Raw genomic sequence first — 25658 nt, forward strand, 5'->3', positions numbered from 1 at the left:
TCGCCCTCTCATGAGCTGCGCGATTTACGCGTGGCGCTTCGGCGCCACGAGCGCGACGTGAGGCGAAGGAGCCGACCCCAGGTCGACCCCTTCGCCTGCCCATCACGGGCAGCCGCTGCCCGCGATCAACCGGGCTCAGGGCACTCGGCGTCGGTCACGAGGGCGCCGTTGTTGGCATCATCGCACTCCGGGATGATGCCGTTGTCGACGCCGCCGTCGACCTCGACGAAGTAGTTCTTCTTGCCCATCGGGGCGTCGATCGTCCAGGTAACGCTGGTCGAACCGCCCGTGAGCAGGGGCTCGATCGTCGGCTTGGTGCCGAGCTTGAGGCCCGTGTTGTCGGTACCCTCGTAGAAGGTCACGTCGATGCCAGCGGGGACGCCGAGCGCACCCTCGTTGTAGATCGTGGCCTTGAGGACCAGCTCGGCCGAGCACTTGTCGAGGCTCACCGCCAACGAGGCCGTGAGGTCAGCGGCGTTGAACACGCCCTCGCCCTGCACGTTCTGGCGGAAGTTGTTGAGCGGCGGCATCGCCGTCCAGTTGTCCTGCTCCATCATCGGCACGTTGCCGTTCGAGTCGGCGTTGGTCACGTGGTACGTGTGCTGCGGCCACACCTTGCGGGTCGGGACCCAGTTGTCCGCGCCAGCGCCGTAGGAGAACACGCCCTTGCGGGGCATGAAATTCGGGATCTTGGCCGTGCACAAGTCGTTGGGGCCGTTCTTGTTCACCTTGTCGTAGTCGCTGAGGTTCGCGACCGTGAGGAACTCGGCGTTGCCGTCGCCGTCGGCGTCGACGACGAGCGGATACTCATGGACAGTGGCGCTCGAGTTGAGGATCTCAAGCTGAGAAGTTCCGGTCTTGCCGTCGTAGACATAGACCTTGCACTCGTCCTGGTACGCGACCTCGGCGGCGCCGTCACCCTGGAAGTCGAACACCGACGATCCGGTGGCCGCGGAGGTGTTGTCCTGGGTGGTCTTGGACCAGCGCGCATACATCGCGCCCGCGGCGGGCACCGGATCGGCCATCGGCTTGACGATCTCCTCACCGGCGCGGTTGAAGTCGTAGACCGCGTAGGCGACACCGCCGGCGATGCCGGCCTCGGGACGGCCGTCACCGTCGAAATCCGCGATGGTGGCCGGGCCGCCGAGGTTGCTGCCCTTGATCGCGATCGGCTTGGTGCGCAGCGCATCGTTGCCGTTGCACATGACGCCGGTCTTGTCGATGCCGCACCACAGCTTGCCGGTCTTGCCGTCGAGCACCTTGATGTCGGGCCAGGCGACGAGGATGACCTCGGGCGTGCCGTTCTGGTCGATGTCGCCGACCGCGGGCCAGCCGTCGTTGCCCTTGCCATCCATGTTCTTCCACAACTGCGTCAGCGAGACCACCGGCGGATTGCCCGGGGCCCAATTGATCGTCCACGCCTCCCGACCGGTGATCAGCTCGGGCTTGCCGTCACCCGTGAGGTCGGCGAAGGTCGCCAGACCGCCGCGGTACAGAAGCGTGGGCGGGTTCTTGTTGTCGGTCGGGGTGCCGAGCAGGCCGCTCTTGCCGTCCTGGTTCCACACCATCAGACCGGTGTGGTCGAAGAGGGCGCCGCCGATAGCGATCTCCGCCTCCTTGTCGTTGTCGAGGTTGGCCATCACCGCCGCACCGCGCTCCCAGCGGATCTTGACGGGCTGGTTCTGGGCGTCGTGACCGACCCACAGGAGGGTGCCGTCGCCGTCGACCGCGATCACGAGGCCATCCTTCTGCGCGTCTTGCCGGCCGGCGTAGATGATGTCGGGCCTGTCATCGCCGCTGACATCACCGATGACCGGAGTGGCCAGACCGGTCGCGCCATACTTCTTGTTCGGCACGTCGTCCTTGATGCGCCACACCTCGCCGCCCGTCTTGCCGTCGAGAACGACGATCTCGCCGGTCTCGTACTTGAGGTTGTCGGTGCGCGTGGCAACGACGACGAGCTCGGGGACGGGGTCCCCCAGGATGTCGGCGATCATCGGAGCGACGATGACCTCGTTGGCAGTCCACGACCACTCGAGCTGCACGTCGATCTTGTCGAAGCTCGGCTTGACCTCGCAGGTCAGCCCGCCGGGCTGCGGCAGGCACTTGCCGAGCACCGGCTCGCAGTAGTTGTCGGGCGGGCAGTCGTACGAGTCCTTGCAGTCCACGCCCGGGGTGGTGCACGCGTCGCCGACGCACACGTCGCCGGCGTCGCAGCACGTCTCCTGGTTGTCGCCGCAGCGGACCCCGCTGTCGCAGATCGGCGCGCACGCACCACCGACGCACTCCTCGGTGTCGAGGCAGCAGACCGGAGGATCGCCGCAGAGGATCGTCATGCACAGGTCGCCGCCCGTGGTCGACCCGGCGCTGGTGCTCGAGACGCTGACCCCGCCAGTCGTGTCGGTCGTCGTGCCGCTCGTGGTCGGGTCGGAGGCGCCGGTGGAACTGGTGAGGCCGTCCGAGTTCGATGAGGTGCTGGTCGGGACGTCCGTGGTGCTGGTGGTGCCACCGGGTTCCGTCGCACTCCCCGTGGTCGGCACCTCGTTGGTCGTCCCCTGCGTGTCGGTGGCGGCCTCGGTCGCCACATCGCCCGAGTCGCCACACGCCGCCAGAGCCGGTGCTACCAGTGAGATCCCATAAACTGCCCAGTAACGCGCAAGGTAGGTCTTCATAACGACAGTGTAGACGGTGACAGGCGAAGCCGGCCAGGAAACATCCGAACTTTTGCGTGAGCGTTGCTCGGAGCCACGCCGGGCGTGGGGCCGGTCGCGCCGATCCCGGTGAGGACCTGGCCAGCAAAGTCGATCGGTCGGCCGACAAGCTCGGCCCTGCCACACCCTGCGTGGCCAGCAACGGGCCGCCGCCGCCGTGTCTGGCGGGTCCCGGCCGTGTGCTATTTCGCGACACTGGCTCCGAGCCCTGTCTCTACGGCCAGCCTGACACCGCAGACCTGCCGGGACCTGCAGGCCGGGAGATCATCCCGGGCGCTCGTCGGACGCCGAGACTCGAGAGGATGGGCCGCGAGCAGCCCGGGCCTGCTCACTGCCCGGCGGTGTTGCAGGCTTGCAGGCGCATCACGAGGTTGTCCTCGTTGGTGAAGAAGTAGTAGGCGCCGTTGCTCGAGAAGACCGCGCCGGTCGTGTAGAGGCCGTAGTTGAGCTTGGGGCCGGTGATGACCTTCTCCCAGCTGCCGTCGGGGGCGACGCGGACGACGGCCTGAAGGGTCGCTGACAGGTGATAGAAGTGGTCGCGGAAGGCCGACTTGGGGTCCGCGAAGCTGAGCTCCTCGCCGACGCCGTAGCCGAGCGTGTAGGGGTAGTCGAGGGTCACCTTGTTGTCGGGGGCGATGCGGTGGGTGCCATCGATCGTCTGGTTGAGCGCGTAGAGGCCGACCGAAAATTTGTTGGTCGGGCGCGGGATGGCGAGGTCGACGACGATCGTCAGGTTGCTGGCGATCTCGGTGCGGGTGCCGTCCTCCTCGATCGCGTACACCTTGTTCTCGGCCCAGTTGCTGGCGTAGAGCCGCTGCTGGCCGTCGCCGCGATCCCCGAAGCTGAGGCCCTCGCAGTTGCCGTGGTGCACGAAGGTCTCGACCTGACCGTCCGGGTGGATCTTGTAGATCCAGTCGCCGGCGACGGTGGTGCAGCTGTACAGCACGCCCTGGTAGCCGTACTCGAGGTAGGGGTTCGGCGGCAGCTTGTTGGCGGCCGGGTCGACCACCCAGCCGGCGAACTTGCCGTCCTGATCCATGCGGCCGACCCCGCCGCCGGTGTTCGCGGCGTTGTTGAGGGTGAACAGCACGCCCTCGCCCGGCATCGCCCAGTAGTCCGCGAGAGCGCGCTCGACGTCGCCGAGCCGGCCATAGTCGCCGAGGTCCTTGTCGACCGTGAGCACCACCCGGGCCGTGTAACCCTCGATCGCAGTCAGATCGAGGTCTGGCGGCGTGCAGTCGCAGCCCTCGTCGAAGAGGTCGTTGCAGTTGTTGTCGAGCGCGTCGCAGAGCTCCGGCAGATCCTCGCAGGCGGGCTCGCCTGTGCTGCTGTCTGGGCCGCCGCTGCTGTCGCTACCGGTGGTGGTCGCGGGCAGGACCATGCCGGTGCTGCTGCTGGTGCTCGTGCTGTCCGTTCCCGGCGCCCCGCTGCTGTCGCTGCCGCTCTGCGAGCCGCCTCCCGTCGTTGGCACCCCGGCCGTGTCGGCGCTGGTCGGCGACTCGCCACTGCTGCTGACGGGGGCTGTGCTCGTGCCCGGCCCGTCGGTTGCGACGGTGTCACCGCCACCGCGGTCGCCACACGCGAGAGGGAGCACCGCGATCCATGACAACAACCTGCGTGACGACATCGGTCCACGGTATCCCTGCGACGCGGCAGGGGCCAGCGACACGGGCTCACCGGCTCGTGGGCAGCGAGGCGAGCCAGGCCTCGCTGGCCCGGACGAAGTACCCGGCGTGGGCACGGCGATACAGCGCGCGGGCGCTTCCGTCGCGCAGCGTGTGCGGCTATGGGCCGCTGGCCCCTGCACACCTCCGTCCGGTAGGGCACATGGCCTTCGGGTCATATGGACATTTGCTAGCGCGTCAGGGCCTGGCGAGGAGCGTGGTGAGGGCCTGCTCGGTGGTGGCGAGCGCCTCGAGAACCGCTGCGTACGGCGTCTTGATATCTCCGCTGGCCCCCGCGGCCCGCTGCAGCGCTGCGCACGTGCGCGCGAGCCGAAGTGCCCCCAGGTTGCCCGCCTCCCCCTGCAGCATATGCGCCACGCGCTTCATGGCGAGCAGGTCGCCGCGTGTGTGGGCGTCGAGCAGCGCGGCCCGTTGCTGCGGGATCCCCTGCAGGAAGTCGCGGGCGAGCGTGCTGACAAACTCATCGCCGAGCTCCCGGGCGAGCGCGGCCAGGGTCGTGGTGAGCTGGCCGAGCTCCGCGGAGGAACGGTCCCGAGCGTCGGCGGGCTGGGAGCGATGTGCGAGCAAGCCGCGCTGGATCGCCAGCGCGAGGGCCTCCATATGGACCGGCTTCGACACGTACTCGTCCATACCGGCGGCCTTGCAGCGCGCCTCGTCGCCGCTGAGCGCCTCGGCCGTCATGGCGACGATCCACGGCTGGCGCCCCGGCAGGGTGCTGCTGCGGATCTGTCGCGTCGCGGCGAGCCCGTCGAGCACCGGCATCTGCACGTCCATCAGGACCACGTCGTAGGCGACCTTCTGGACCACGGCGACGGCCTCGGCGCCATCGTTGGCGACGTCGGCGCGGTAGCCGAGGCGCTCGAGCATCCGCAGGGCGACCTTCTGGTTGATCGGACTGTCCTCGACCAGCAGCAGGCGCGCTGAGGACAGTTCGGACGGGCCCGGCGCCGCCGTGCCGGCCCGGGTCGACCGCGCGACCACGAAGATGTGTTGCAGGACCTCGTAGAGCTGCGAGCGCTTGACCGGCTTGCTGACGATCCCGGCGACGTCGGCGAGCGAGCGGGCCTCGGCGAGCCGGTGTAGCGCGGCGAGGACCACGACTGGTGGACGCTGCTCGATCGCCCCGAGCTGCCCCTCGTCGGCGATCAGCCTGGCGTCGAGGAGCATGACGTCGCAGCGACTCGTGTTCCGCCACGCCTGCGCCTCCGCGACGGTGGCGAAGCCACGAGAGGTCATGCCCCAGGGCAGCAGCTGGTGGGCCACCGCCTCGCGCACGGCCGGGCTCGGCTCGACGATCGCCGCCACCTTGCCTTGCAGCCAGGGCTCCGGCGACTGCTCTGAAGCACCCTCCGCGAGGGCGATGGTGAAGCGAAACACGCTGCCGCGACCCGGCTCGCTCTCGACCTCGATGCTGCCGCCCAGCAGTTCGACCAGGCGCTTGCAGATCACCAGCCCGAGGCCGGTGCCGCCGTAGCGCCGCGTGGTCGAGGCGTCGACCTGCGAGAAGGGCTGGAACAGGCGGGCCTGCGCCTCCTCGGGGATGCCGATCCCGCTGTCGCGGACCGCGAAGCACAGAGTGTCCGCCTCTCTGCGCACGAGCACCTGGATATCGCCTGCGGAGGTGAACTTGACCGCGTTGCCAATGAGGTTAGCCAGCACCTGGCGCAGACGCGTCGGGTCCGATATCAGGCGATCGGGGCATCCGGCGTCGATCTGATAGGCGAGACCGAGCTGCTTCTCGGCGGCCGCGTTGGCGAACAGGTCGAGCGTCTCCTCGACGCAGGCGCGCAGCCCGAACTCTTGCCTCTCGAGCTCGAGCTTACCGGACTCGATCTTCGAGAAGTCGAGGATATCGCCGAGCACGCTGAGCAGCGCCTGGCCGCTGGTGCGGATGACCTCTGCGAACTCCCGCTGCTCCGCGCTGAGCTGCGAGTCGAGCAGCAGGCCGGTCATGCCGATCACGCCGTTCATCGGCGTCCGGATCTCGTGGCTCATCGCGGCGAGGAAGTCCGACTTGGCCCGTGACGCCGCCTGCGCCGCCACGCTCGCAACCTCGGCCCGCTGGCGGGCGTCCTCCAGGTCGCGGACGAGGTAGATGCACAAGGTGGCCCCAAAGATGTGGACCGAACGCACCGTGAATGCGAGCCCCGCTGTGTCGGGGGTCGTCGGCGTCGGCAGCCACCCGGTCAGCTCGAGGACGAGGAAAGCGGCCAGGGTCAGGAGGCACAGGACGACGAAGTAGGCGACCTGGCGGCGCGAGAACAGCAGCGTCGCCATGATCACGACCAGGAACAGGCCGCCGATGGTCGTTCCGTGCAGGCCGCCGTCGGTCAGCGAGCCAGCGACGATCGCTAGATATACGAATGCCTGCACGCCCAGCGCCGTCGCGATCACGTGGCCGCGGTGTAGCGCCGCCAGAATGACGATGTTGGCGACCAACAGCGGCGGGTAGATAAGGACGTTGGTCCCGACGCCCCCAAGCACCATGACGTGGACCAGGCCCGCGCCCACGCACACGAGCAGGGAGCCGAGCACGATCGTGTGCAGCCGACGCGCGACGCCAGCGAGGCGCTCGTCGGGGGGCGAAGGCGGGACCACGAGCCAACGCCAGGCTCGCGTGCTCCACGCGACCGCTTTCGCTTCAGGCCGAATGGGCCACCTCCGCGGTCGGCGGCTGACAGATCACGGCGAGCGCCTGCTCGGTGTCGCGGAGCGCGTCCAGGGTAGCGACGCAGCGCTCGTCCACACCTGTGCCCGCGCCAGCGGCCTTCTGCAGGGCCGCACAGGCGCGCGCGAGCCGATGCGCGCCGAGGCTCCCCGACTCCCCTTGCAGCGCGTGCGCGGCCCGCTCCAGCGCAGGTGTGTCGCGACGTTGCAGCGCGTCGATCAGGCCTGCGCGACGCTGCGGGAGCGCCCGCAAGAATTCGCGGACCGTTGTGTCGATGAAGTCCTCGCCGAGCTCCTGTGCGAGCGCGGCAAGGCTGGCGCGTAGCTCGGCCACTGCCTCGGCGGCCAGCGGCGACAATTCGCGAGGCGCGGGCGGCGAGCTGCGGGCGAGCAATCCCCTGCGAATGGCGGCGGCGAGGGCCGCCACGTGTACGGGTTTGGACACGTAGTCATCCATGCCGGCGGCCCGGCAGCGGGCCTCGTCGCCGCTGAGGGCCTCGGCGGTCATCGCCACGATCCACGGCTGCCGCCCTGGCAGGGTGCTGCTGCGGATCTGACGGGTCGCAGCGAGGCCGTCCAGCAGGGGCATCTGCACGTCCATGAGCACGACGTCATATTCGATCTTCTGGACGACCGCGACCGCCGCGACGCCGTCGCTGGCGACGTCGGCGCGGTAGCCCAAGCGATCGAGGATGCGGAGGGCGACCTTTTGATTGATGGGATTATCTTCAACGAGCAGCACCCGCGCCGGCAAGCTCTCGGCCATCGGGGCTGCCATGCTGGGGCCGGAGCGGGCCGGCCGGGCCGGGCCGAACAGGCCTTGCAGGACCTCGTGGAGCTGCGAGCGCTTGATCGGCTTGCTCACGATCCCGGCGACATCGGTGAGCGCGCCGGGGATGGCGAGCCGGTGCAACGAGGCGAGGAGTACGATCGGCGGGCGCTGGTCGATCGCCCCGAACTCGGCGTCGTCGCTGATCAGCTTGGCGTCGACGAACAGCACGTCACAGGCGCTGGTCCGCCGCCAGGCGAGTGCTTCCGTGAGCGTTGCGAAGCTCCGCGCCGTCATGCCCCAGGGCAGCAGTTGGTGGCCCAGTGCCTCACGCACGGCCGGGCTGTGCTCAACGATCACGGCCACCTTCCCCTGCAGCCACGGCGCGGGCGCCGGCTCGCGCCCCTCCGCTGCCGCCTCGTGGCCCATGGCGATGGTGAAGCGGAACACGCTGCCGCGGCCCGGCTCGCTCTCGACCTCGATGCTGCCGCCCAGCAGCTCGACCAGGCGCCTGCAGATCGCCAGGCCGAGCCCGGTGCCGCCGTAGCGCCGCGTGGTCGAGGCGTCGACCTGCGAGAAGGGCTGGAACAGGCGGGCCTTCGCCTCCTCTGGGATGCCGATCCCGCTGTCGCGGACGGTGAAGGCCAGCGCGTCGCCTTGCCGGTGCACGAGCACCTGGACGTCGCCCACCGAGGTGAACTTGACCGCGTTGCTGACGAGGTTGGCCAGCACCTGGCGTACGCGCGTCGGGTCCGACACACAGGTCGTGGGGCAGGCCGCGTCGATCTGATAGGCGAAGCCGAGGTGCTTCTCGGCGGCCGCGTTGGCGAACAGGTCGAGCGTCTCCTCGACGCAGGCGCGCAGTCCGAACTCTTGCACCTCGAGCTCGAGCTTGCCCGACTCGATCTTCGAGAAGTCGAGGATATCGCCGAGCACGCCGAGCAGCGCCTGGCCGCTGGTGCGGATGACCTCGGCGAACTCGCGCTGCTGCGGAGTGAGCGGCGAGTCGAGCAGCAGGCCGGTCATGCCGATCACGCCGTTCATCGGCGTGCGGATCTCGTGGCTCATCGCGGCGAGGAACTCCGACTTGGCCCGCGACGCCTCCAGCGCGACCTCTTTGCCGGCCTCCGCGACCCTGCGCGCGTCGGCCAAGGTCGCGCTTGCGCGCTCACGGATGAGGACCCGCCCGAGCTGGGCGGAGAGGGCGAGCTGCGCGGCGTTCACGATCGCCTCGACCTCCTCGAGCTCCACGGCCCCCAGTGTCCGCGGCGTCAGCAACACCACGCTGGCCACACCCGCGTCGTCGACGTGCACCGGAATTCCGAGGACGTGTCGCAGCCCAAGCGCGTGGAGGTCGGTCCACGGCGAATCCTTGGCCGTGGCGAGGTCGATCCACGTAAGCGAGTCCTGGCGCCGCAGGCCCCGGAGCCAGGGCGAGGTGTCGAGCCCGTCCAGGGCCTCCTCGATGGCCCCGGGGTTGCGGGCCTCGCGGATGAGGTGCATCCCGATCTGGTCGCCGAGGCACGCGCAGACGACCGTGAAGCCGGTCGCCTGTGCGAGCGGTTGCAGGCAGCGGTGGAGCATGTCCTCGCTATTCGCCGCCGCGTTGGCGGCCGACGCGATGTCCGAGAGCAGCTCGAGCATCGCGGTCTTCTGGTGGAGCTCGGCGGCGCGGGCCTTCAGGGCCAGCGTCGTCACGGCGATCTGCTCGATCGCCTGGCGCTTGCTGCTCTCTGATAGTGTGACGAGGATCGCGTAGACCACGAGGGTCGCCACCGCGATGACCACCGCCAACAGGCCGGGTGCGCTCACGCGAGCGAGCTGATCGCCCATCGTTGCATCATCGGTGAACCCATACGCCCCGACGAGCACGAGCGCCGCCATGGCAGCCCAGGCGAGGCCCGATCGCTGGCCGGCGATCATCGTCGCCAGCGCCACGATCACGGTGAACAGTAGAATGAACGGCGAGAACACACCGCCGCTGCGGAGCACCGCGAAAGTCGTGCCGACGAACAGGAGACCGGCGAGCCAATTACCCGCCCACGCGAGGCCGCCGCGGCGCAGCAGCACGCCCGTGGCGCTGGCGAGGGCCGCCGTGGCCAGGGTGTTCACGGTGCCCAGGAGGCGCTCCCCGGGGGCCGCGACCCACCACATGAAGGAGGCGAGGGGGAGGCAGAGGAAAGCGATTGTGTATGCGACACCAAGGGCCATCATCGATCGACGATATGCGTCGAAATCCTCGATCAGCTCGCGTGGGACCCGGCGCCCGAGCGCCGCGATGATCCGAGGTCGGGCCAAGCGGGGGGTAGGCTAGCGGCCAGGACGCCGTAGGGTCAAGCAAAACACCGTTCTTCGGCCGGTCGCCCCCCGGCTGAGGACTTCTTCGGACGTCACCTAATCCTTCGTACGAAGACCCTCGTGATGGCAGCGTTCAGCCGCTGGTGGCCCGCAGGACCCCGCCAAAGCTGCGCTCGTGGCCGAGTTCGGGCACCAGCGCGCCCGCGGTCCAGGCCATCCGCCCGCGGATCAAGACATGACGCACCGCTGCGTCATTGCGCCGAACCAGGCGGCGCAGCCCGCCGAAGTCCGCCCACGGCGGCGCGCCCGGATCGGGCGTCGCCACCACCGGCAATTCTTGCATCTGCTCGACCGTCTCATCGAGCCCCGCCGGATTGACCACCACAATATCCGCCCGCCCGCCGACGCGGATCGTGCCCGCGTCGATCCCGAACCACTGGGCCAGCTCCCCCGTCAGGCGCTGCACGGCGCGCTCGATCGACATCACCGGCCGCCCGCGTTTCTCACCCTCGCGGACGAGTCGCAGCATACGCAGCGGGAAGTTGTAATACGCCATATTGCGCAGGTGCGCCCCCGCGTCGGAGAATCCGAGCAAAATGTCCGGGTGACGAAGGATCCACTCGAGCTCGGCGGGCCGGTCGTTGGCCACCACGGTGTACCAGCGCAGCGCGTCGCCATGCTCCGCCGCCAGGTCGAGGAATGTGTCAACCGCGTCGCGGCCGCGGGCCGCCGCGATCTCGGCGAAGGACTTGCCGACCAGGGCCGCCTCCGGGCAGGCCACCACGTGCGCACGCGCGAAGTCTCGGTGATACGCCCGCCCGCGCAGGCGGTCGCCCCACTGGCGGCGGAAGCGGCGGCGGTACGCCGGGTCGCGCAGCAGCGCCGCGCGCTCCTCGGGTCGCTCGAGGTGCAGCGCCTCGGTGCCGGCGCCGAACTCCTCGAACACCGGCACCTCGAGCCCGTCGACCCACAGATCGAAGGGATTCGGCAGCGCCTGGAAGCGCAGGTCGCCGCCGAGCAGGCGATTGGTCAGGCGGAGGATCAGCCCCGTGAGTCGGTGGATCCCTCGCCCCGCGATCGGGTCCATCAGGGCGATGAGCGAGGTCTTGAGCGCGGGCCGCAGCCGCCCCGCGCTCAGCAGCGCGAACAGGAGCACGTTGAGCTTGGTCGACAGGTTCGGCACGCCCTGCAGCACCCGCCCGCGCTCGCGCAGCAGCCGGGCCAGCGCGCGATACTCCGACCAGCCCGCGAACACCGTCGGCGTCGGGCGGCTGCGAAACTCCTCGCCGCCCATCTTGTCCCACGGCAGCGTGTTGATCGACAGCCCGAGGTAGCCCACATCCAGCGCCTCGCGCAGCAGCCCCTGCATCGCCGCCAGCTCCTTCGCGCTGGGCCGCACGCGGGCGTCGAGGCTGCGCCCGAGCCCCATCGTCGCGGCGCGGATCGCCGAGTGGCCCAGCAGCGCCGCGACGTGCGGTCCGAGCGGCAGGCGATCGAGGTGCTCGAGGTACGACGCCGGCCCGTCCCAGTCCTTGCCCGCTTCGAGCAGCGGCGCCACCACCGAGCGCGGGATGCCCTCCACGCGGCAGAACATGTCGGCCAGCTCGCCCGGCGCACCGATCGCCAGGCTCAGACCGCAGCTGCCGAGGAACACCGTCGTCACCCCGTGACGCACCGATTCGCCGAGCGCCGGCAGCAGCTCGAGCTCCGCGTCGTAGTGCGTGTGGATGTCGATAAAGCCCGGCGTCACCCAGCACTCGCGCGCGTCGACCACCTCGGCGTCGTCGGGCGCCGCGGCGTCGGGCGGCAGCAGGGCCGTGACCACGCCGTCCTCGATCAGCAGGTCCTGCCTGCGCCCCGGGTTGCCGAGCCCGTCGAACACCGTGCCGCCGCGAACAACCTGGGGACGCGCCATGGCGGCCAGACTAACACCGGCGCCCGCGTCACGGCCAACCCGCCAGGCGATCGAAGGCCGCCCACGGAAAATGGGCCGAGTCGAGCCCGTTGGTGACCCACGCGCCGCGCAGCCCGAACTCCTCCACCATCCCGCGGTACAGCTGCACGTCGCTGAGGCTCGGCGCCAGCGCCCCGGCGATGTCGGCCAGCGTCTCGGGCGTCGCCCAGGTGCGGTCGCCGACCTGGCGGTCGAACATGAACGGGTGATTGTGCAGGTGGGCGACCGGCTCGAAGCCTCGCGCCACGTCCGCGATCACCCGCGCCCGCACCTCGCCGCTCAGGCGCCCGCCCACGCGGTCGGCCCCCGAGAGGTAGATATGCAGCTCGCCCTGACCGCGTAAAATATATGCCGCGAATTCGGTAGGACGCTCGAGCATCGGGAAGCGCCGCGCCTGGCGTTGAAACAGCCGCCATTCGAGGCACGACGCCGGCGCGATCGTCCCCACCTGGCCTGACAACAGGGCGTCGCTGTTCTCCGCCTCGCGCGCGCCGTCCCCCGGTATCACCGCGTGCACCGCCCGCTGGCGCCGCAGCAGCGCCCGCGGCTCGAGATTCGCCGCGGCGCCGAGCCGCAGCAGCAGCGCCTCGCGATAGGCCACCCGCTCCGCGTCGTCGGGCGCCGGGGCCCACCATTCTGGTGAGTCCGGCACCGCCCAATATTCGTGCAGCTCCGCGTCGCGCGGCGCCTCCACGGCGATGCGCTCGGGGGTCCCCAGTGTCGCCGGCAACACGCAGCTCTTCCTCTCCTGCGGCTCCTTCGGCACCTGCGGCCCCATGGACTGGCCCTGCGAGGGTTGGCTTGCGCAGCCCATGGCCAGCCCCTGAGCCAGAATCAGAGCCAGAATCACGATCACGGTCGAGGCGAGCGCCTTCATACGCGCCACCGTACATCAGGCGCACGCATGTCTGACCCGGGGTCGCGCGCGACTATATCTGCTTGCGGTCGGGACGAGCTTCGTATAAGGTGTCGCCCTGCTCTCGCAAGAGGGGCCCGTCATGCGTGCGTTCAACCACCAGCATCGTGTCTAAAGCCCGACTCGCGCGGCCTCGCCGCTGCGCGTCGGTCTTCAGGTTCGTGCCCGGATTCAAGTCCGGGTGCGTAGGTGATTGAGCGGTCCGTGACGGTCCGCGGCGCCTGCCGTGGCCGCGAGAGCAACCATGAAGCGACATCAAGATCGCCGGGGCACCCGCGCCTCGGCCCGGAAAACTGAATACTCTGTGCAACCATTCACCCCTGCGGAGCCCGCGGCGGCATTCGGTCGAGCGATGACCGGACAGGCGCGACGCAAGCAGGATCAATTGTGTCGTCAGGTCGAGGAGCGCCTCGGTCTCGTGCTGGCCGGCGAGCTCGCAGATCCGCTGCTGCAAGACATCTACGTCGCCGCCGTCGAGCCCGAGCCGGGCGGCGTCAACCTCGTCGTGCACCTCGCCCTGCCGCCGCACCGCAGCGACATCTCGCCGATCGCCGTGTTGCAGCGCCTCGCCGGCCTGCGCGCCTTCCTGCGCGAGGAGATCGCCGCCGCGATCCACCGCAAACGGGCCCCGGGCCTGCTGTTTCGCGTCGAGCACGGCCTCCCGGGCGCGCCCGACGACGACGAGGAGGAGCAGCCATGAAGGTCCAGGCTCCCCTCGCGCGCTGGGTCGCCGAGCCGCCGCCGCCGGAGGTGTGCGCGGCGCTCGAGCGGCTGCGGCGGATCTCCGACGTCGTCAGGATCGCCGTGATGCCCGACGTACACCTCGCCGACGACGTGTGCGTCGGCACCGTGATCGCGACCCGCAATACCCTGATCCCCGCCGCGGTCGGCGGCGACATCGGCTGCGGGATGGCGGCCCTCGCCGTGGATGCACCCGCCGCGCTGCTCGCCGACGAGTCCGCGGCGGCGGCCGTGCTCGCCGGATTACAGCGGGCGATCCCCGCCCTGCGGCACCCCGGCGGGCCGGCGCAGCACCCGTTGCCGACGACGCTCGATCGCCCGCTCTCCACGCCCGCGCTCGAGTCCCTGCGCCGCCGCTGCGCCGGCCTGCAGCTCGGCACGCTCGGCCGCGGCAATCACTTCGTCGAGCTGCAGGCCGACGAGGACGATCGCCTGTGGATCATGGCGCACAGCGGCTCGCGCGGGCTCGGCCCGGCGATCCGCGATCACCACGACGCCGTCGGGGAGCGCATCGGCGGCGGGCTGCACGGACTCGCGGCCGACGGACCCGCGGGCGCCGCCTACCTCGCCGACATGCAGTGGGCCCTCGAGTACGCCGCCCACAGCCGCAAGCGCCTGCTCGAGCGCTGCGCCGAGGTGCTGTGGACCTGTCTCAAGGTGCAGGTCGTCACCGGCAGCGAGATCTCATGCCAGCACAACTTCGTGCGCCGCGAGCAGCACGCCGGCGCGAGCCTGTGGGTCCACCGCAAGGGCGCCACCTCGGCCCAGGACGGCGAGGCGGGCGTGATCCCCGGCTCGATGGGCACCGCCAGCTACCACGTGCGCGGGCGCGGCTGCGCGGCCGCGCTGTGCTCGAGCTCCCACGGCGCCGGGCGCACGCTGCCCCGCGGCGAGGCCCGCCGCCGCATCCGCGCCGTCGACCTACTCGCCCAGCTGCGCGGCGTATGGTTCGACCACCGCGCCGCCGAGGCCCTGTGCGATGAGGCCCCCTCCGCCTACAAGGATATCGGCGCCGTCATGCGGGCGCAGCGCGAGCTGACCCGCGTGGTCCGCAAGCTCCGTCCGGTGCTCAGCTTCAAGGCCGCGTATTAGACGCACAGCCCGATATCGACATACTCACGAGTACAGGTTATCGGGCCACAGCGTCGCCACCAGCGCGCGCTGGGCCCGCTCGCTGGTCCAGTAGGGCGACAGCGGATCGATGCGGAAACTGCCCGCCACCAGCGTCGCCAGCGTCGCCTCCAGCGCGCCGGCAAACCCCGCATCCTGGACGACGACGTTGGCCTCGCTCTCCCAGAAGCTCGCGCTCGCGTCGAGGTTGGCCGAGCCGACGCTGCACACCAGGCCGTCGACCGACATCACCTTGGCGTGCACATATGGACGGATGCAGCCGCCGCGCGCGACCACCAGCGGCGAGGGCGGCGGCACGAACTCGTAGACCTCGACGCCGGCGGCCAGCAGCGGCTCGAGCCTGGCCTTGACCATCAGCTCGAACAGCGTGCGGTGCAGCGGCGCTGGGAAGAAGCTGCCGTCGGAGCGCCTCGTGGCGGCGTTGCCGGTCAGCAGCTGCACGCGTACGCCGCGGGCCAGCACCCGACGGATCGCGTGCCCGAGCGCGGTGACGATCGGGAAGTCATTGACGATATAGACATGGCGCTCGGCGCACTCGAGCATCGCCTCGTACATCGACATCGCGTGGGTGTCGGCCAGCCCGCGGTGGATCACCAGGCGGCCGGCGACCCCACCCGCCGACGGGATGCTGGCCCGCACGGGCTCGGCGTGGTCGATCGTCGGGCCGCCGTGCTCGCGCCAGGTGCTGGTGAACGAACGCTCGACGTCGGCGACCAGCGGGCCCTGCACCTCGATATGAGCGTCGAGCCAGGGGATCCGATCGTGCGCCGTGTGATCGTGGATCGCGACCTCGCCAAAGCCGCGATAGTACCCGTCGGCCACGTTGCGCCCCGAGACGATCGCGTGGACCCCGTCGACGATCAACAGCTTGCGATGGTCGCGTTGCTTGAGCCGCGACAGATCGACGTCGCGCGGCGACTCGATGCGCCCGAGGACCAGCACGTCGATGTTGGGCTCGGCGGCCAGCGCGAGCAGGAGGGGGTTGTTCCGGCCGACGACCTCGGTCTCGGAGTACAGCGCGTCGACCATGAAGCGCACCCGAACCCCCGCCCGGGCGCGCTGGATCAGCGCCACCACCAGGCGGTCGGCGAATTCATCCGGGCGCACGATATACACCTGCAAGTGCAACGAGCGCCGCGCCGCGCCCACCAGCGCCAGCAGGCGCTCACGCGCGCGCCCGTTGTCGAGCTCGGCGTGGAAGTCGTTGCCCGCGACCAGCTCCGATTCCGTGGCCTGATCGAGGCGCCAGGTGATGCGGTCGGCCCGCTCGCGCTGCTCGTGGAACGCCTGCGCCAGCGTCTGGTGAGCCGCCGCGAACGCGGCGCTGCCGGTGCCCTCCAGGGCCGCGTCGGACGTCAGGAACGCCACCGCCGACGGGCCACCACGCAGGCTGGCCGCGAACTCGTCGCTCACGACCATCGTGATCGGCACGCCGCGCCCTCGCAGCCGACGCACCGCGGTGGCGATGAACATCGCGCCGAAGTCGGCCTGCATGTTTGCTGAGGTCTTGCCGCTCGGTCGACACGGTCAGCATCGCGGCAGCGGGGAGCGCGTGGGCGGCGAGCGCCTCGCGGATCTGCGGGTCGCGGTTCCTGGCGTGGATGTCGAAGTACGCCAGCTCGAAGCCAGCCGCGACGAGCGCCCGCAACGAGGCCAGAGCCGGGCCGCTGCCGACCTCACCGGCCAGCAGCAGCGCGGCGTGGAACAGCACCACCGGGCGCGCTCCGGTCACTTGCAGCAGGCGTTGACCGACGAGCGCCGAGGCCAGGTGACCCGAGGCGCTCGAGAGCTCCACGCCGACCGGGTACACCCCCGGCTCCGGCGCCCGCACGACCGCGTGGACCTCGGGCCCACCGGCGATAGCGACCTCGGCGACGACGAGCCCACCCAGGGTGAAGGTCGCCCGATCTGCGAGCGTGCCCGCGGGCCCCAGCCTGGCCCGCAGCTCGACCCACTCGCCGGGCCCGGTGAGCGCATCATGCTCGAGCGCACCGAGGAGCTGACGGCTCGCCGGTGTCCGCACCCAGCGGTCGAGCGTCGAGTCGAGCGCATGCGTGGCCACATCGATCAGCCGCAGCGAGGGCTCTCCCGACGCGGCCTCGCCCGGAGCGAGGTGTCCCAGGAGCTTCTCGATGCTCGCGCGCAGGCTGGAGCGCTTGGGGTCGGCCACGCGCCGCAGGATACCACTCCGCCGCTCACTCCCGCGGGAACATATCGTCAATCCCTCGCAGCAGCGCCTCCGGCGAGCCCGGGAACGGGCGCTGGCGACGAAACCAGCTTTCATAACACTCTGCCAGCGGCAGCCCGTGCTCCGCCGCATAGCGGCGCCAGAACGCGCCCCACCACCCCGGCGGCTCCTGCTTGCCCGCGCCGCCGTCGTCCCACTCCGTCGCGCGTCCGGTCTCGCCGGCGTCGACCAGCGAGCCCACCATCTTCGCGTCCGCGTAGATCCTCTCAATCTGTGCCCCGATCTCTACGATCGCGTCCTCGTCGGGCTCGCCCTCGCTGGTCGCCTTGTAGAGCTGCACCGTCACGCGGATCGGGAAGCGCTCGTCGCGTTCGATCGCCAGGCCGTCGATCTCCGTGAAGGGCCCCTCCACCGCCCCGTGCCCGATCACCGCCGCCTCGATGTCCGAGAAGCCGCGCTCGTACTCCATCATGCTCATGTCACAATCCAGGTCCATATCCTCCGCTACATACTTCAGCGGCACCTGGATCAGCAGCACCGCGCTCGCGGCCAGGGCCGCCGCTCGCTCGCCGGGCCCGGCCCCGCCGCCTGTCCCCGGGGACAGCACGTCGCTCGCGCGCTGGCCCGTGAACGGCGCCCGCTCGCCCGCCTGGTTGAACAGCAGGCGCTGCCCGTGGCTCGCGCCGACCTCGAAGGCGTCGCGCTGATTGTCGATCACCGTCGCGCTGGTCCCCTCGCGCGTCACGACGATCGCCAGCACCGCGGGCTGACCGACCCGCGACTGATAATTGAAGATCACCGGCGTGAATGTAGCGATCCCCGCCCGCGGCACCGGCAAGAAGCACGCCTGCGCGGAGACCAGCACGTGGCTGTCGCGCGGCGCCAGCAGCGATCGCCGCGGCCCCGCCCACGAGTCCCCGCGGGTCAAGAAGCGCCGCAGATCGCCGAGATATGTCCGCAGGTCGACTGTCTGCAGCGCCTCGCCGCGCTCGTTACCGACGCGCAGCAAGATCGACTCGATCGCCAGGTCGCAGCTGCGATCGCCGAAGTTCGGGAACCGGATCACCGGCATACACGTGAGATACGGCCGTCCGCGGTGCAAGCTCTGCACCTGGATCGTCATGTCGCTGATATTCGGCCCGACCGCCGAATCCTTGTAGCGCGCCGAATCCTCCCAGGTCACGTGCAGGACCCGCAAACCCAGCTGCGCCAGCTGCCGCGCCGCCGGCCCCTCCGGCCGCATGCGCGCGACCTCCTGCACCACCGCGTGGAAGGTCTCTGCACCCGAATCGACGGCTTTCACAGCCGCATGATATCAGCCCGGCGCCGCCGCGGCGCCGGGCCATCATGGCTCACAGCCGCAGCGCGCCGGTGCGCAGCAGGTAGGTCAGGCGCTTGCGCTGCTCCGCCGTCAACAGCGCGTGGATCTTCGCCAGCGCGGCCTGCACGGCGGTTTGCAGGCGCCCGGCCGAGTGCACGCGCTCGCCCGAGACCTTGCTGGCGGCCGCCTCGTCGAAGCTCTCGCCCGCGAGCAGGTCGGCGTAGGCCGCGGTGGTGCGCCGCTGGTCGACCTCGGCCTGGGCCCGCTCGGTCTTCACCGTGTCGAGCACGACCGCGAGATCGGCCACCTGGCGCTCGTCGAGCTCGAGCTTGTAGGCGAGGAAGCGCAGCGGCCGGCGCACGCCGAAGGAGCCGCCGCCGTCGCCGTCGAATTCGCCGCCGCCGCCGCCGAATGAATGGCCGTTGCCGTGGTCCTGGCCGCCGCCGCCGCCATCGGACCCGCAGCGCCCGCCGAACCAACGCCGGCCGTGGTTGCGCTCGTCGCCAGACGAGGTGTGGCAATGGGAATGAGAGTGTCCAGCAAACCGATGCGTGGCCCGTTGCCACGCCGCATAGAATGGATGCATCACGATGTTCTCCTCGTCAGGGCTGATCGCACCCGACGGGTAATCGACGCGGGCCCCATGCCTCGCGCCGCCTCCGAGTATTGGCCGGGCCTGGCGCGCTGTCAACGGCCCGTTGCCAGGTTGATCGATCGGCGCGCTTTGGCGCGAACGCCCCGCCGATCGTCCGCCCGGGTCGCGGAGGCGCGAGCTCACTCGTCGAGCACGAGGACATTGGTGATCTGCATCGCGGCCTCGAAGTCCTCCCATTGCCACACCAGCTGGTTGTCCGGCGTCAGCTCGACGAGGTGCGGCCCGGTCCCCCACGCGTCGTGTCCGAGCCAGTTGGCGACGACGATGTTGCCGTCCGCGAGCAGATCGAAGCCGGAGAACCAGTCGAGGCCGACCCGCGGAAACATCGCCTCGCCGCCGAGCTGCTCGACGACGTCACCGGCGGGCGACAGGCGGACCACCAGACATGGCTCGCCCGCCGTCGCCAGCGTGTCGCCGCCGGGCAGGCGCTCGGCCGTGTAGCCCTTGTCCGGCAGCGGCGCCTCCCACACCACCGCGCCGGTCATGTCCACCTCGACCACCCGGTTCGGCAAGATCGCCGTGAACAGCAGGTGGCCGTCGTCCAGCACGCGAACCAGGCGCAGCTCGAGCATGCCGGGCACGGTCAGCGTCTGCACGAGCGCGCCGCCCGGGTCGACCTCCGTGAACTTCACCTCGCCGTTGCCCTGCATGCCGAGCAAGGTGTTGCCACCCGGCAGGCGACGCGCCGTCTGCACCCCGGAGAATCCACCGACCGACCAGCCCTCGCTGCCGTCGGCCAGCGCGAGCTCGAGGGCCCCGGCGCCGTGGCTCAGCAGCACCTGATCGTCGTCGACCAGCTGCAGGTCCCGCGCACCGCCGGGGATCGGCACGCTCCAGCCGCCGCCGCCCGGGTCGACCAGCAGCAGCTGGTTCTTACCGTTGTCGACCGCGAGGAATCGCCGCGGCGTCGCGGCGCCAGTGCTCGCCTCGCCGCTGCTCGCCTCACTCCCGTCGCTCGTCGCAGCAGCGCCGCTCGTGCTGCCCTCCGCGCCGGTGGTCGGCAGCTCCGTCGTAGCGCCCGCGCTGCCGGTCCCGCTCCCGCTGCTCGCCGAGCCCGTGCTCTCCGCGCCCGTGCTCTCCGCCGCGGTAGTATCCCCCGGCTCTCCGCCGCAGGCTTGCGCGAGGAGCACGGACAGGACCAGGCCGAGAGGACGCACCATCGGCGCACGGTACCCGCCCGCCTGCCGACCCGCAAGCGCCGCACCTGGCCTTTGCGACCTGTCCCTTCGAACCGCTGACACGTCCGCTGTGACGGGCCGCCCGCATGCGCCGCCCGCATGCGCCGCTGATACGGGCCGCCGCTACAGGCCGCATCCATGCGCCGCTACGGACCGCGCCGCGTCGCCAGCGTCGCGGCCAGCAGCATGAGCCCGCCGCCGAGCGCGAGGCGCCGCAGATCGGCCTGCTCGCCGAAGATCGTCAGCGCCGCCGCGACCGCCAGCGGGATCTTCAATTATTGAGCACCGCGAGGGCGCCCGGCGTCACCGTCACGGCCCCGCGGTTCCACAGGAAGAACCCCAGCCCCGAGGCGACCACCCCGAGGTAAAGCAATGTCCACACCTGGCCCGCGCCGAGCGTCGCAAGACCACCCCAGCCGCCCGTCGCGCTCACCGTCAGCGTGCACACCAGCAGCCCGCCGAGGTACAGCCACGCGAACACCGCGTGGTCGCGCACGGCCGGCGCCCGCCGCCGCATCTGGCGGTACGCGACCTGACCGAAGGCGAAGCACAGGCACGACGCCTGCACGAGCGCGAAGCCCAGCCACGCCGCCCCCGACGTCCCACACCCGCGGCTGCAACACCGCCGCCCCGACCACCGCCAGCCCCGCGAGGAGCAGGTTGCGCGGGTCGAAGCGACGCGCCCACGCGTCGTGCACGAGGCAACACGTAGAGCGGCGTCGTCACCGTGAACAGCGCGACCTGATGCGCCGCCGCGTAGCGGAACGACGCCAGGTAGCCGGTGTACATCAGCCCGTACTGCACCGCACCGATCAGCACCAGCCACAGCGCCTGGCGCCATGGACGACCTGGCCACAAAGACAGCTCACGCCAGCGAAGGAACGGCAGCAACAGCGGCAGCGCGAGGGCCAGCCGCGCCCACGCGACGAGGTTGGGATCGAGGCCCGCGAGCTGCTGCTTGATCAGCCCGAAGGACAGCGCCCACAGCAAGGTCGCAACGATCAGCAGGGGCATGCGCGCCGCGACAGTACGCCCCGATGCTCGCCCGCAGCAACCACCTTGACCCGCTCACTTCATTCGCCGCGGCGCACGAAGGGGTTCTTCAGGTCGGTCCCCGTCGGCGCCTCAGGACGGGTCGGCTTGCGCTTGCTCGCCTTCGCCGGCGCGGCTGCCCGGACCGGGCGCACAGCCGGCGTCGGCTCCGGCTCCGGCGCCTCCGGGCTCGTAACGACCACGGGCTCCGGCGGCGCCACCACGGGCACCACCGCGGGCACCGGTGCCACCGGAGCTGTCTCTTGCGACATGTGCATCCAGACAGCCACAGCGAGCCCGAACAACAGCCCACCGCCCAGGCTGACCAGCGCGACCCACGAGCGCGAGCGAGGCCGCAACGGCGGCGCCCCACGCTCGCCCATCACCGGCGTCCGCGGCGAGGCCACGGGCACCGGCACTGACACTGACACCGGCACCAGCACACCCCGCCCCGCCAGCGCCCCGCTGTGGATCGCCTGCGTCAGCCGCTCTGGCGGCTCCTCCGCCCCCGCACGCACAACATCATGCGAACGCCCCGTCACCGGCCGCCCCGCTGGCGTCTGCACCGGCCGCGCAACCGGCAGCGGCGCCGAACTCCCGTTGTGGCGCCTGCAGCTTGTTCGCCGTCGCCGTCGGGCGCGCGTTGTTCGCCGTCACCGGCCGCGCCGCGGGCTGCGGCGCCTGCAGCTTGTTCGCCGTCACTGGCCGCGCCGCGGGCTGCGGCGCCTGCAGCTTGTTCGCCGTCACCGGCCGCGCCGCCTTCTCGACCGAGCGCAACGAGGGCGGCCGCGCCGTCGCCTGCATCACGTAGTCGAGCGCCTCCTCCATCGCCGCGGCGCTCTGGAAGCGCTCGTCGGGGTCCTCGCGCAGCGCCTTGTACAGCAGCCTGAGCAGCGCCGCCGGCAGCTCGTGCATCTCGCCGAGCGCACGGATCCCGCCCTCGTCGGGCAGCTTGCCGGTGAGCAATCGAACCATCAGCACGCCGATGCTAAACAGGTCGACCCGCGGGTCGGGCCGCAGCCCGGCCTCGATCTCCGGCGCCATGTAACCCGGCGTGCCGAGCATCACCCCCGCGATCGTCTGCGGCGCCCGCCGCTGCTCCTCCGCGCCGAACAGCTTGGCCAGCCCGAAGTCGACGACCTTGATGAAGTCAGGGTCGCCGTCGACGGTCACGCGGATGCAGTTGCCCGGTTTCACGTCGCGGTGGATCACCCCGCGGCGGTGCGCCTCGGCGATGCCCCGACACGTGCCGCGTCATGTGCACGACCCGCTTCCACGGCAGCGGCCCCTCGCGTCGCAGCGTCTGCGCCAGGTCCTCGCCCTCGAGGTACTCCATCACGAAGAACATCCGCCCGTCCGCCGTGCGCCCGAAGTCGCTGATGCCGACCACGTTCTCGTGGTGGATCCGCGCGGCCGCCCGCGTCTCGAGGATGAAGCGCTCCTCCGTCGCCGCGTCGCCGCGGTACTGCGGGTGCATGATCTTGATCGCCACCCGCTTGCCCAGGCTCAGGTGCTCGGCCAGCACCACCTCGCCCATCCCGCCGTCGCTCAGCCGGCGCAGCACCTGATAGCGGCTCTCGAACACGCCGTGCTCGAGGCGCAGGCTCGCCGGCCACAAGCTCGCGTCGTCGTCGTTGTGAGAGGGCTCGACCATCGCTCGCGTGCCGCAAGGATCTCGCGCACGAGCGCCGACGTTTGGCAGCAGCCCCGCGCGCCCGCGCGCCCGGCCGCACCGCGCTCGCAGGTCGTGACCGGGTCGACCGAGCGCGCCCGCCACGCCGCGAGCGACGCCTCGCAAACTACGCTACCGTCCCGAGGTGCCGCCGCCCGTCCGCAGCACCGCCCCCGACCGCTGGCTCGGCGGCGGCCTCGTCCTCAGCGCCGCGCTCGCGGTCCTCACGAGCCCCGCCGCGGCCCAGGCCGACAGCCTGCAGATCGACCTCCAGGTCAACCCCGAGCGCGGCTTTCAGGTCGTGCAAGAGCTCAGCTACGAGGTCATCGTCGTCGGCAGCGACGGCTACCTCGCCGACCTGCGCCTGCGCGTCGCCCTGCACAACGCCAGCAACCGCGAGCAGGACACCGTCGTCAGCCTGGCCCTCCCGCGCGGCGCCGAGATCCACGGCCTGCAGGTCGCCCGCGACGGCGTGTGGACCCTGGCAAGCCCGCGGGCATCGCCGCCGACCCGGGTCGCCGCGAGCCCGGCACCGTCGTCGTCCGACCGATCGCACCCGTCGCCGACGGCGACCTCCCCGGCGCCGAGCTCGTCGCCTTCAGCCTCGACCCCGCCACCACCACCCAGGTCGAGCTCGCCCTGCGGGCCCCCGTGCGCCTGCGAGGCGACCGCTGGGAGCTCGAGCTCCCGAGCCGCGGCGACGAGCGCGACGCCCTCGCCGGCGAGCGCCGCGTCCTCGTCAAGCTCGCCGAGCGCCACCTGGCAAGCCCGCCGCGGCCGAGCCCGACGCCACCCCCCCGTTTTGGGTCGACGGCAGCAGCAACGCCGGCCAGCCCTACCTCGTCACCAGGCCCGAGGACCGCGCTGTCGTCGCCTGGCCGATCGAACAGGGCGCAAAGGCCAGGTCACCGCGTCCGCTCGACGCCCAGCTCGCGGTCCTGCCGGACCCCGGCGACGGCCGCAGCGGCCGCTTCCGCCTCCACCTGCGCCTCGGCGCCGCCGCGCCGCCGCATCCCGACCACGTCGTCGTCCTCGTCGACCGCTCGCGCAGCACCACCCCGAGCATGCACCGCGAAGCCATGGCCGCCGTCGCCGGCCTGTTCGACGCCCTGCCCGCCGGCCTCACCTTCGACGCCATCAGCTTCGCCCGCAAGGCCCGCCCCGCTGCTCCCCGACGCCGCTCCCCCCACCGCGAGCACCCCCCACCTGCCACCTGGCCCGGCGTCCACGACAGGGCCGCCCGCGAGCACGTCGCCGCGACCCTCGACGCCGGCAGCCGCGAGCAGGGCACCGACCTCGCCGCCGCCCTCGCGCTCGCCGGCCAGCGCATCGTGCTCCGCGCCCAAGCGCCGCCCTGGTCCTCGTGATCACCGACGGCATGCTCCCGCTCGGCGCGGGCGCCGGTCCTTTGGGACAGGTCTTTTCAGACAGCCTCGGCAAGCGCCGCGGCGAGCGACCCGAGCTCATCTTCCTCGTCGACGAGCCCATGCTGCGGCGCACCGGCATCGCCGCCGAGCACCCGATCGCCCAGCTCGCCGCCGGCCTCGACGCCCGCATCAGCCTCGCCAACCTCGCCCAGTACGGCCGCGACGGCGGCGAGGCGTTCGCCCGCAACCTCCTGCGCGCCCCGGCGTGCTGCGCGACCTCAGCATCGGCCTCCCGTCGCAAGCTGTCCTCGAGGACAGCCCACCCGCCGGCCTCGTCGCCGGCAACGCGATCGTCCTCGCCGGCACCTACAGCGGCCGGACCGCCGCGCGTGCGCGTGCGCGGCAAGCTCGGCAAGACCCGCCAGCAGCTGCAGCCCTGGCCCGAGCGGATGGCCGCGCCGCCGGCCGCGCTGGTCGCCTCCGGTGCGCCCCGCCGGCCCCGCACAGGCGGTCACCGAGGGCTTCGCCCTGCCGCCCTGGTACAGCCGCAAGCACCAGCGCAGCGCCCGACTCGGCATCACCTGGGCCGGCCGCGGCCGCGTCGACGACCGCGGCCACCTCGACGAGCAGATCTTCCGCCGCTACCTCGGCACCCGCGTCTTCCCGCGCGCCCGCGTCTGCTGCAACCAGGCCCTCACCCGCAACCAGCAGCTCGGCGGCCGCGTGGTCTTCGAGTTCGAGGTCGGCAAGGGCGAGGTGATGCTCGCCACCACCGAGCTCGCCGGCCTGAGCGCCCGCGACGCGGGCTTCGAGCGCTGCCTGCTCGGGCCGCGTGGATGCTCGACATCCCTGCCGGCAACCTCGACGACCAGATCTACCGCGTCCGCTACCCGCTCGTGTTCAACCCGCCGAAGACCGGCCGCCCCAGCCTCGACGAGGGGCGCCTCGGCAGCGGCACCGTCGAGCTCCTCCTCAACCTCGGCCGCTGACCAATGCAGGCCCGACCACCATGCCGAAGCCCAACCTCGCCGCGCACGCCCGCCGCATCGCGCTGCTGCTCCTCCCTCGCCGCCTGCAACCCCACCCCCCACCGGCCCCGCTCCGCCGATACCAACGACCCCGCCGCGACCTCGCCCGCCTCGCCCGCGAGCCGAGGGCCCTGGTCGCAAGCCCTTCCTTCATCGCGCTCCGCAACGCCCCCGCCGAGCGCGCCCTGCCGATGCTCGAGACCGGCCTCGCCAGCCCGACCCCGCCCTCCGCGCCGCCGCCGCCCTCGCCGCCGGCCGTCCGCCGCGACGGGCGACCCTCGCCCCGACCCTCATCGTGCTGGCCACCGGCGACGCCGACAGCTCGGTCCGCGTCGCCGCCTCTCG

Annotated in this window: 19 protein-coding genes and 3 pseudogenes; 5 read left to right on the forward strand and 17 right to left on the reverse strand. The window is 71.3% G+C overall.

The features are described from left to right. Positions 1–125 precede the first annotated feature (125 nt). The 6 genes from IPJ59_RS14140 to IPJ59_RS14165 form a co-directional block, all read right to left on the reverse strand. Positions 126–2672: a hypothetical protein gene (locus IPJ59_RS14140; protein ID WP_293263149.1), complete on the reverse strand. Its 2547-nt coding sequence runs from the start codon at positions 2670–2672 to the stop codon at positions 126–128. A gap of 367 nt (positions 2673–3039) precedes the next feature. After that, positions 3040–4305 carry a hypothetical protein gene (locus tag IPJ59_RS14145; protein WP_293272114.1) on the reverse strand — a complete coding sequence of 422 codons (1266 nt, stop codon included), beginning with the start codon at positions 4303–4305 and terminating at the stop codon, positions 3040–3042. A gap of 268 nt (positions 4306–4573) precedes the next feature. After that, a complete protein-coding gene (locus IPJ59_RS14150) occupies positions 4574–6994 on the reverse strand; it encodes an ATP-binding protein (protein ID WP_293272115.1) in 2421 nt (806 codons plus the stop codon). A 43-nt stretch (positions 6995–7037) separates the two neighbouring features. Continuing rightward, positions 7038–9944, reverse strand: a complete 2907-nt coding sequence (locus IPJ59_RS14155) for a hybrid sensor histidine kinase/response regulator (protein WP_293272116.1) — start codon at positions 9942–9944, stop codon at positions 7038–7040. Positions 9945–10263: 319 nt separating this feature from the next. Then, a complete protein-coding gene (locus IPJ59_RS14160; protein ID WP_293272117.1) occupies positions 10264–12045 on the reverse strand; it encodes an N-acyl-D-amino-acid deacylase family protein in 1782 nt (593 codons plus the stop codon). Between the two features lie 28 nt (positions 12046–12073). Continuing rightward, positions 12074–12961, reverse strand: coding sequence for a hypothetical protein (locus tag IPJ59_RS14165; protein WP_293272118.1), 888 nt, complete (start codon positions 12959–12961; stop codon positions 12074–12076). A 391-nt stretch (positions 12962–13352) separates the two neighbouring features. Between IPJ59_RS14165 and IPJ59_RS14170 the strand changes: the two genes are divergently transcribed. Beyond that, positions 13353–13700, forward strand: a complete 348-nt coding sequence (locus tag IPJ59_RS14170; RefSeq protein ID WP_293263135.1) for a hypothetical protein — start codon at positions 13353–13355, stop codon at positions 13698–13700. Beyond that, positions 13697–14833: an RtcB family protein gene (locus IPJ59_RS14175; RefSeq protein ID WP_293272119.1), complete on the forward strand. Its 1137-nt coding sequence runs from the start codon at positions 13697–13699 to the stop codon at positions 14831–14833. Before IPJ59_RS14170 ends, IPJ59_RS14175 begins: the two co-directional genes overlap by 4 nt. A gap of 24 nt (positions 14834–14857) precedes the next feature. On the opposite strand, the gene IPJ59_RS14180 is transcribed toward IPJ59_RS14175, so the two are convergent. The 11 genes and pseudogenes from IPJ59_RS14180 to IPJ59_RS14230 form a co-directional block, all read right to left on the reverse strand. Further along, positions 14858–16366 carry a phospholipase D-like domain-containing protein gene (locus IPJ59_RS14180; protein WP_293272120.1) on the reverse strand — a complete coding sequence of 503 codons (1509 nt, stop codon included), beginning with the start codon at positions 16364–16366 and terminating at the stop codon, positions 14858–14860. 701 nt (positions 16367–17067) lie between these two features. Further along, on the reverse strand, positions 17068–18363 hold the full coding sequence (locus IPJ59_RS14185; RefSeq protein WP_293272121.1) for a hypothetical protein: 1296 nt from the start codon (positions 18361–18363) through the stop codon (positions 17068–17070). Between the two features lie 49 nt (positions 18364–18412). Continuing rightward, a complete protein-coding gene (locus tag IPJ59_RS14190; RefSeq protein ID WP_293272122.1) occupies positions 18413–18967 on the reverse strand; it encodes a Spy/CpxP family protein refolding chaperone in 555 nt (184 codons plus the stop codon). A gap of 188 nt (positions 18968–19155) precedes the next feature. Then, a complete protein-coding gene (locus IPJ59_RS14195; RefSeq protein WP_293272123.1) occupies positions 19156–20196 on the reverse strand; it encodes a hypothetical protein in 1041 nt (346 codons plus the stop codon). 164 nt (positions 20197–20360) lie between these two features. Further along, positions 20361–20489 carry a hypothetical protein gene (locus IPJ59_RS14200; protein WP_293272124.1) on the reverse strand — a complete coding sequence of 43 codons (129 nt, stop codon included), beginning with the start codon at positions 20487–20489 and terminating at the stop codon, positions 20361–20363. Continuing rightward, complete coding sequence (locus tag IPJ59_RS14205; protein ID WP_293272125.1) at positions 20486–20782, reverse strand: EamA/DMT transporter family protein; 297 nt, start codon at positions 20780–20782, stop codon at positions 20486–20488. The genes IPJ59_RS14200 and IPJ59_RS14205 overlap by 4 nt, the downstream gene beginning before the upstream one ends. 146 nt (positions 20783–20928) lie before the next feature. Beyond that, positions 20929–21228: pseudogene (locus IPJ59_RS37750) on the reverse strand (EamA family transporter); the annotation flags it as partial. Between the two features lie 59 nt (positions 21229–21287). Then, positions 21288–21518 carry a hypothetical protein gene (locus IPJ59_RS14210; RefSeq protein ID WP_293272126.1) on the reverse strand — a complete coding sequence of 77 codons (231 nt, stop codon included), beginning with the start codon at positions 21516–21518 and terminating at the stop codon, positions 21288–21290. 250 nt (positions 21519–21768) lie between these two features. Then, positions 21769–22900 (reverse strand): annotated as a pseudogene (locus tag IPJ59_RS37755) (serine/threonine-protein kinase). 145 nt (positions 22901–23045) lie between these two features. Next, positions 23046–23366, reverse strand: coding sequence for a hypothetical protein (locus IPJ59_RS14225; protein WP_293272129.1), 321 nt, complete (start codon positions 23364–23366; stop codon positions 23046–23048). A 457-nt stretch (positions 23367–23823) separates the two neighbouring features. Continuing rightward, complete coding sequence (locus tag IPJ59_RS14230; protein ID WP_293272130.1) at positions 23824–23988, reverse strand: hypothetical protein; 165 nt, start codon at positions 23986–23988, stop codon at positions 23824–23826. On the opposite strand from IPJ59_RS14230, the gene IPJ59_RS14235 reads away from it, so the two are divergent. From IPJ59_RS14235 to IPJ59_RS14245, 3 genes and pseudogenes are all read left to right on the forward strand, one after another. After that, positions 23983–24285 (forward strand): hypothetical protein, encoded by a 303-nt coding sequence (locus IPJ59_RS14235; protein ID WP_293272131.1) that lies wholly within the window; start codon positions 23983–23985, stop codon positions 24283–24285. The two genes, IPJ59_RS14230 and IPJ59_RS14235, sit on opposite strands and share 6 nt — an antisense overlap. 836 nt (positions 24286–25121) lie before the next feature. Beyond that, entirely contained in the window at positions 25122–25274 is a 153-nt protein-coding gene (locus IPJ59_RS14240; protein WP_293272132.1) for a hypothetical protein, read from the forward strand. 20 nt (positions 25275–25294) lie between these two features. Next, positions 25295–25658 (forward strand): annotated as a pseudogene (locus IPJ59_RS14245) (hypothetical protein); the annotation flags it as partial.

The sequence above is a fragment of the Nannocystis sp. genome, assembly GCF_016714285.1.
Lineage (GTDB): Bacteria > Myxococcota_A > Polyangia > Nannocystales > Nannocystaceae > Nannocystis.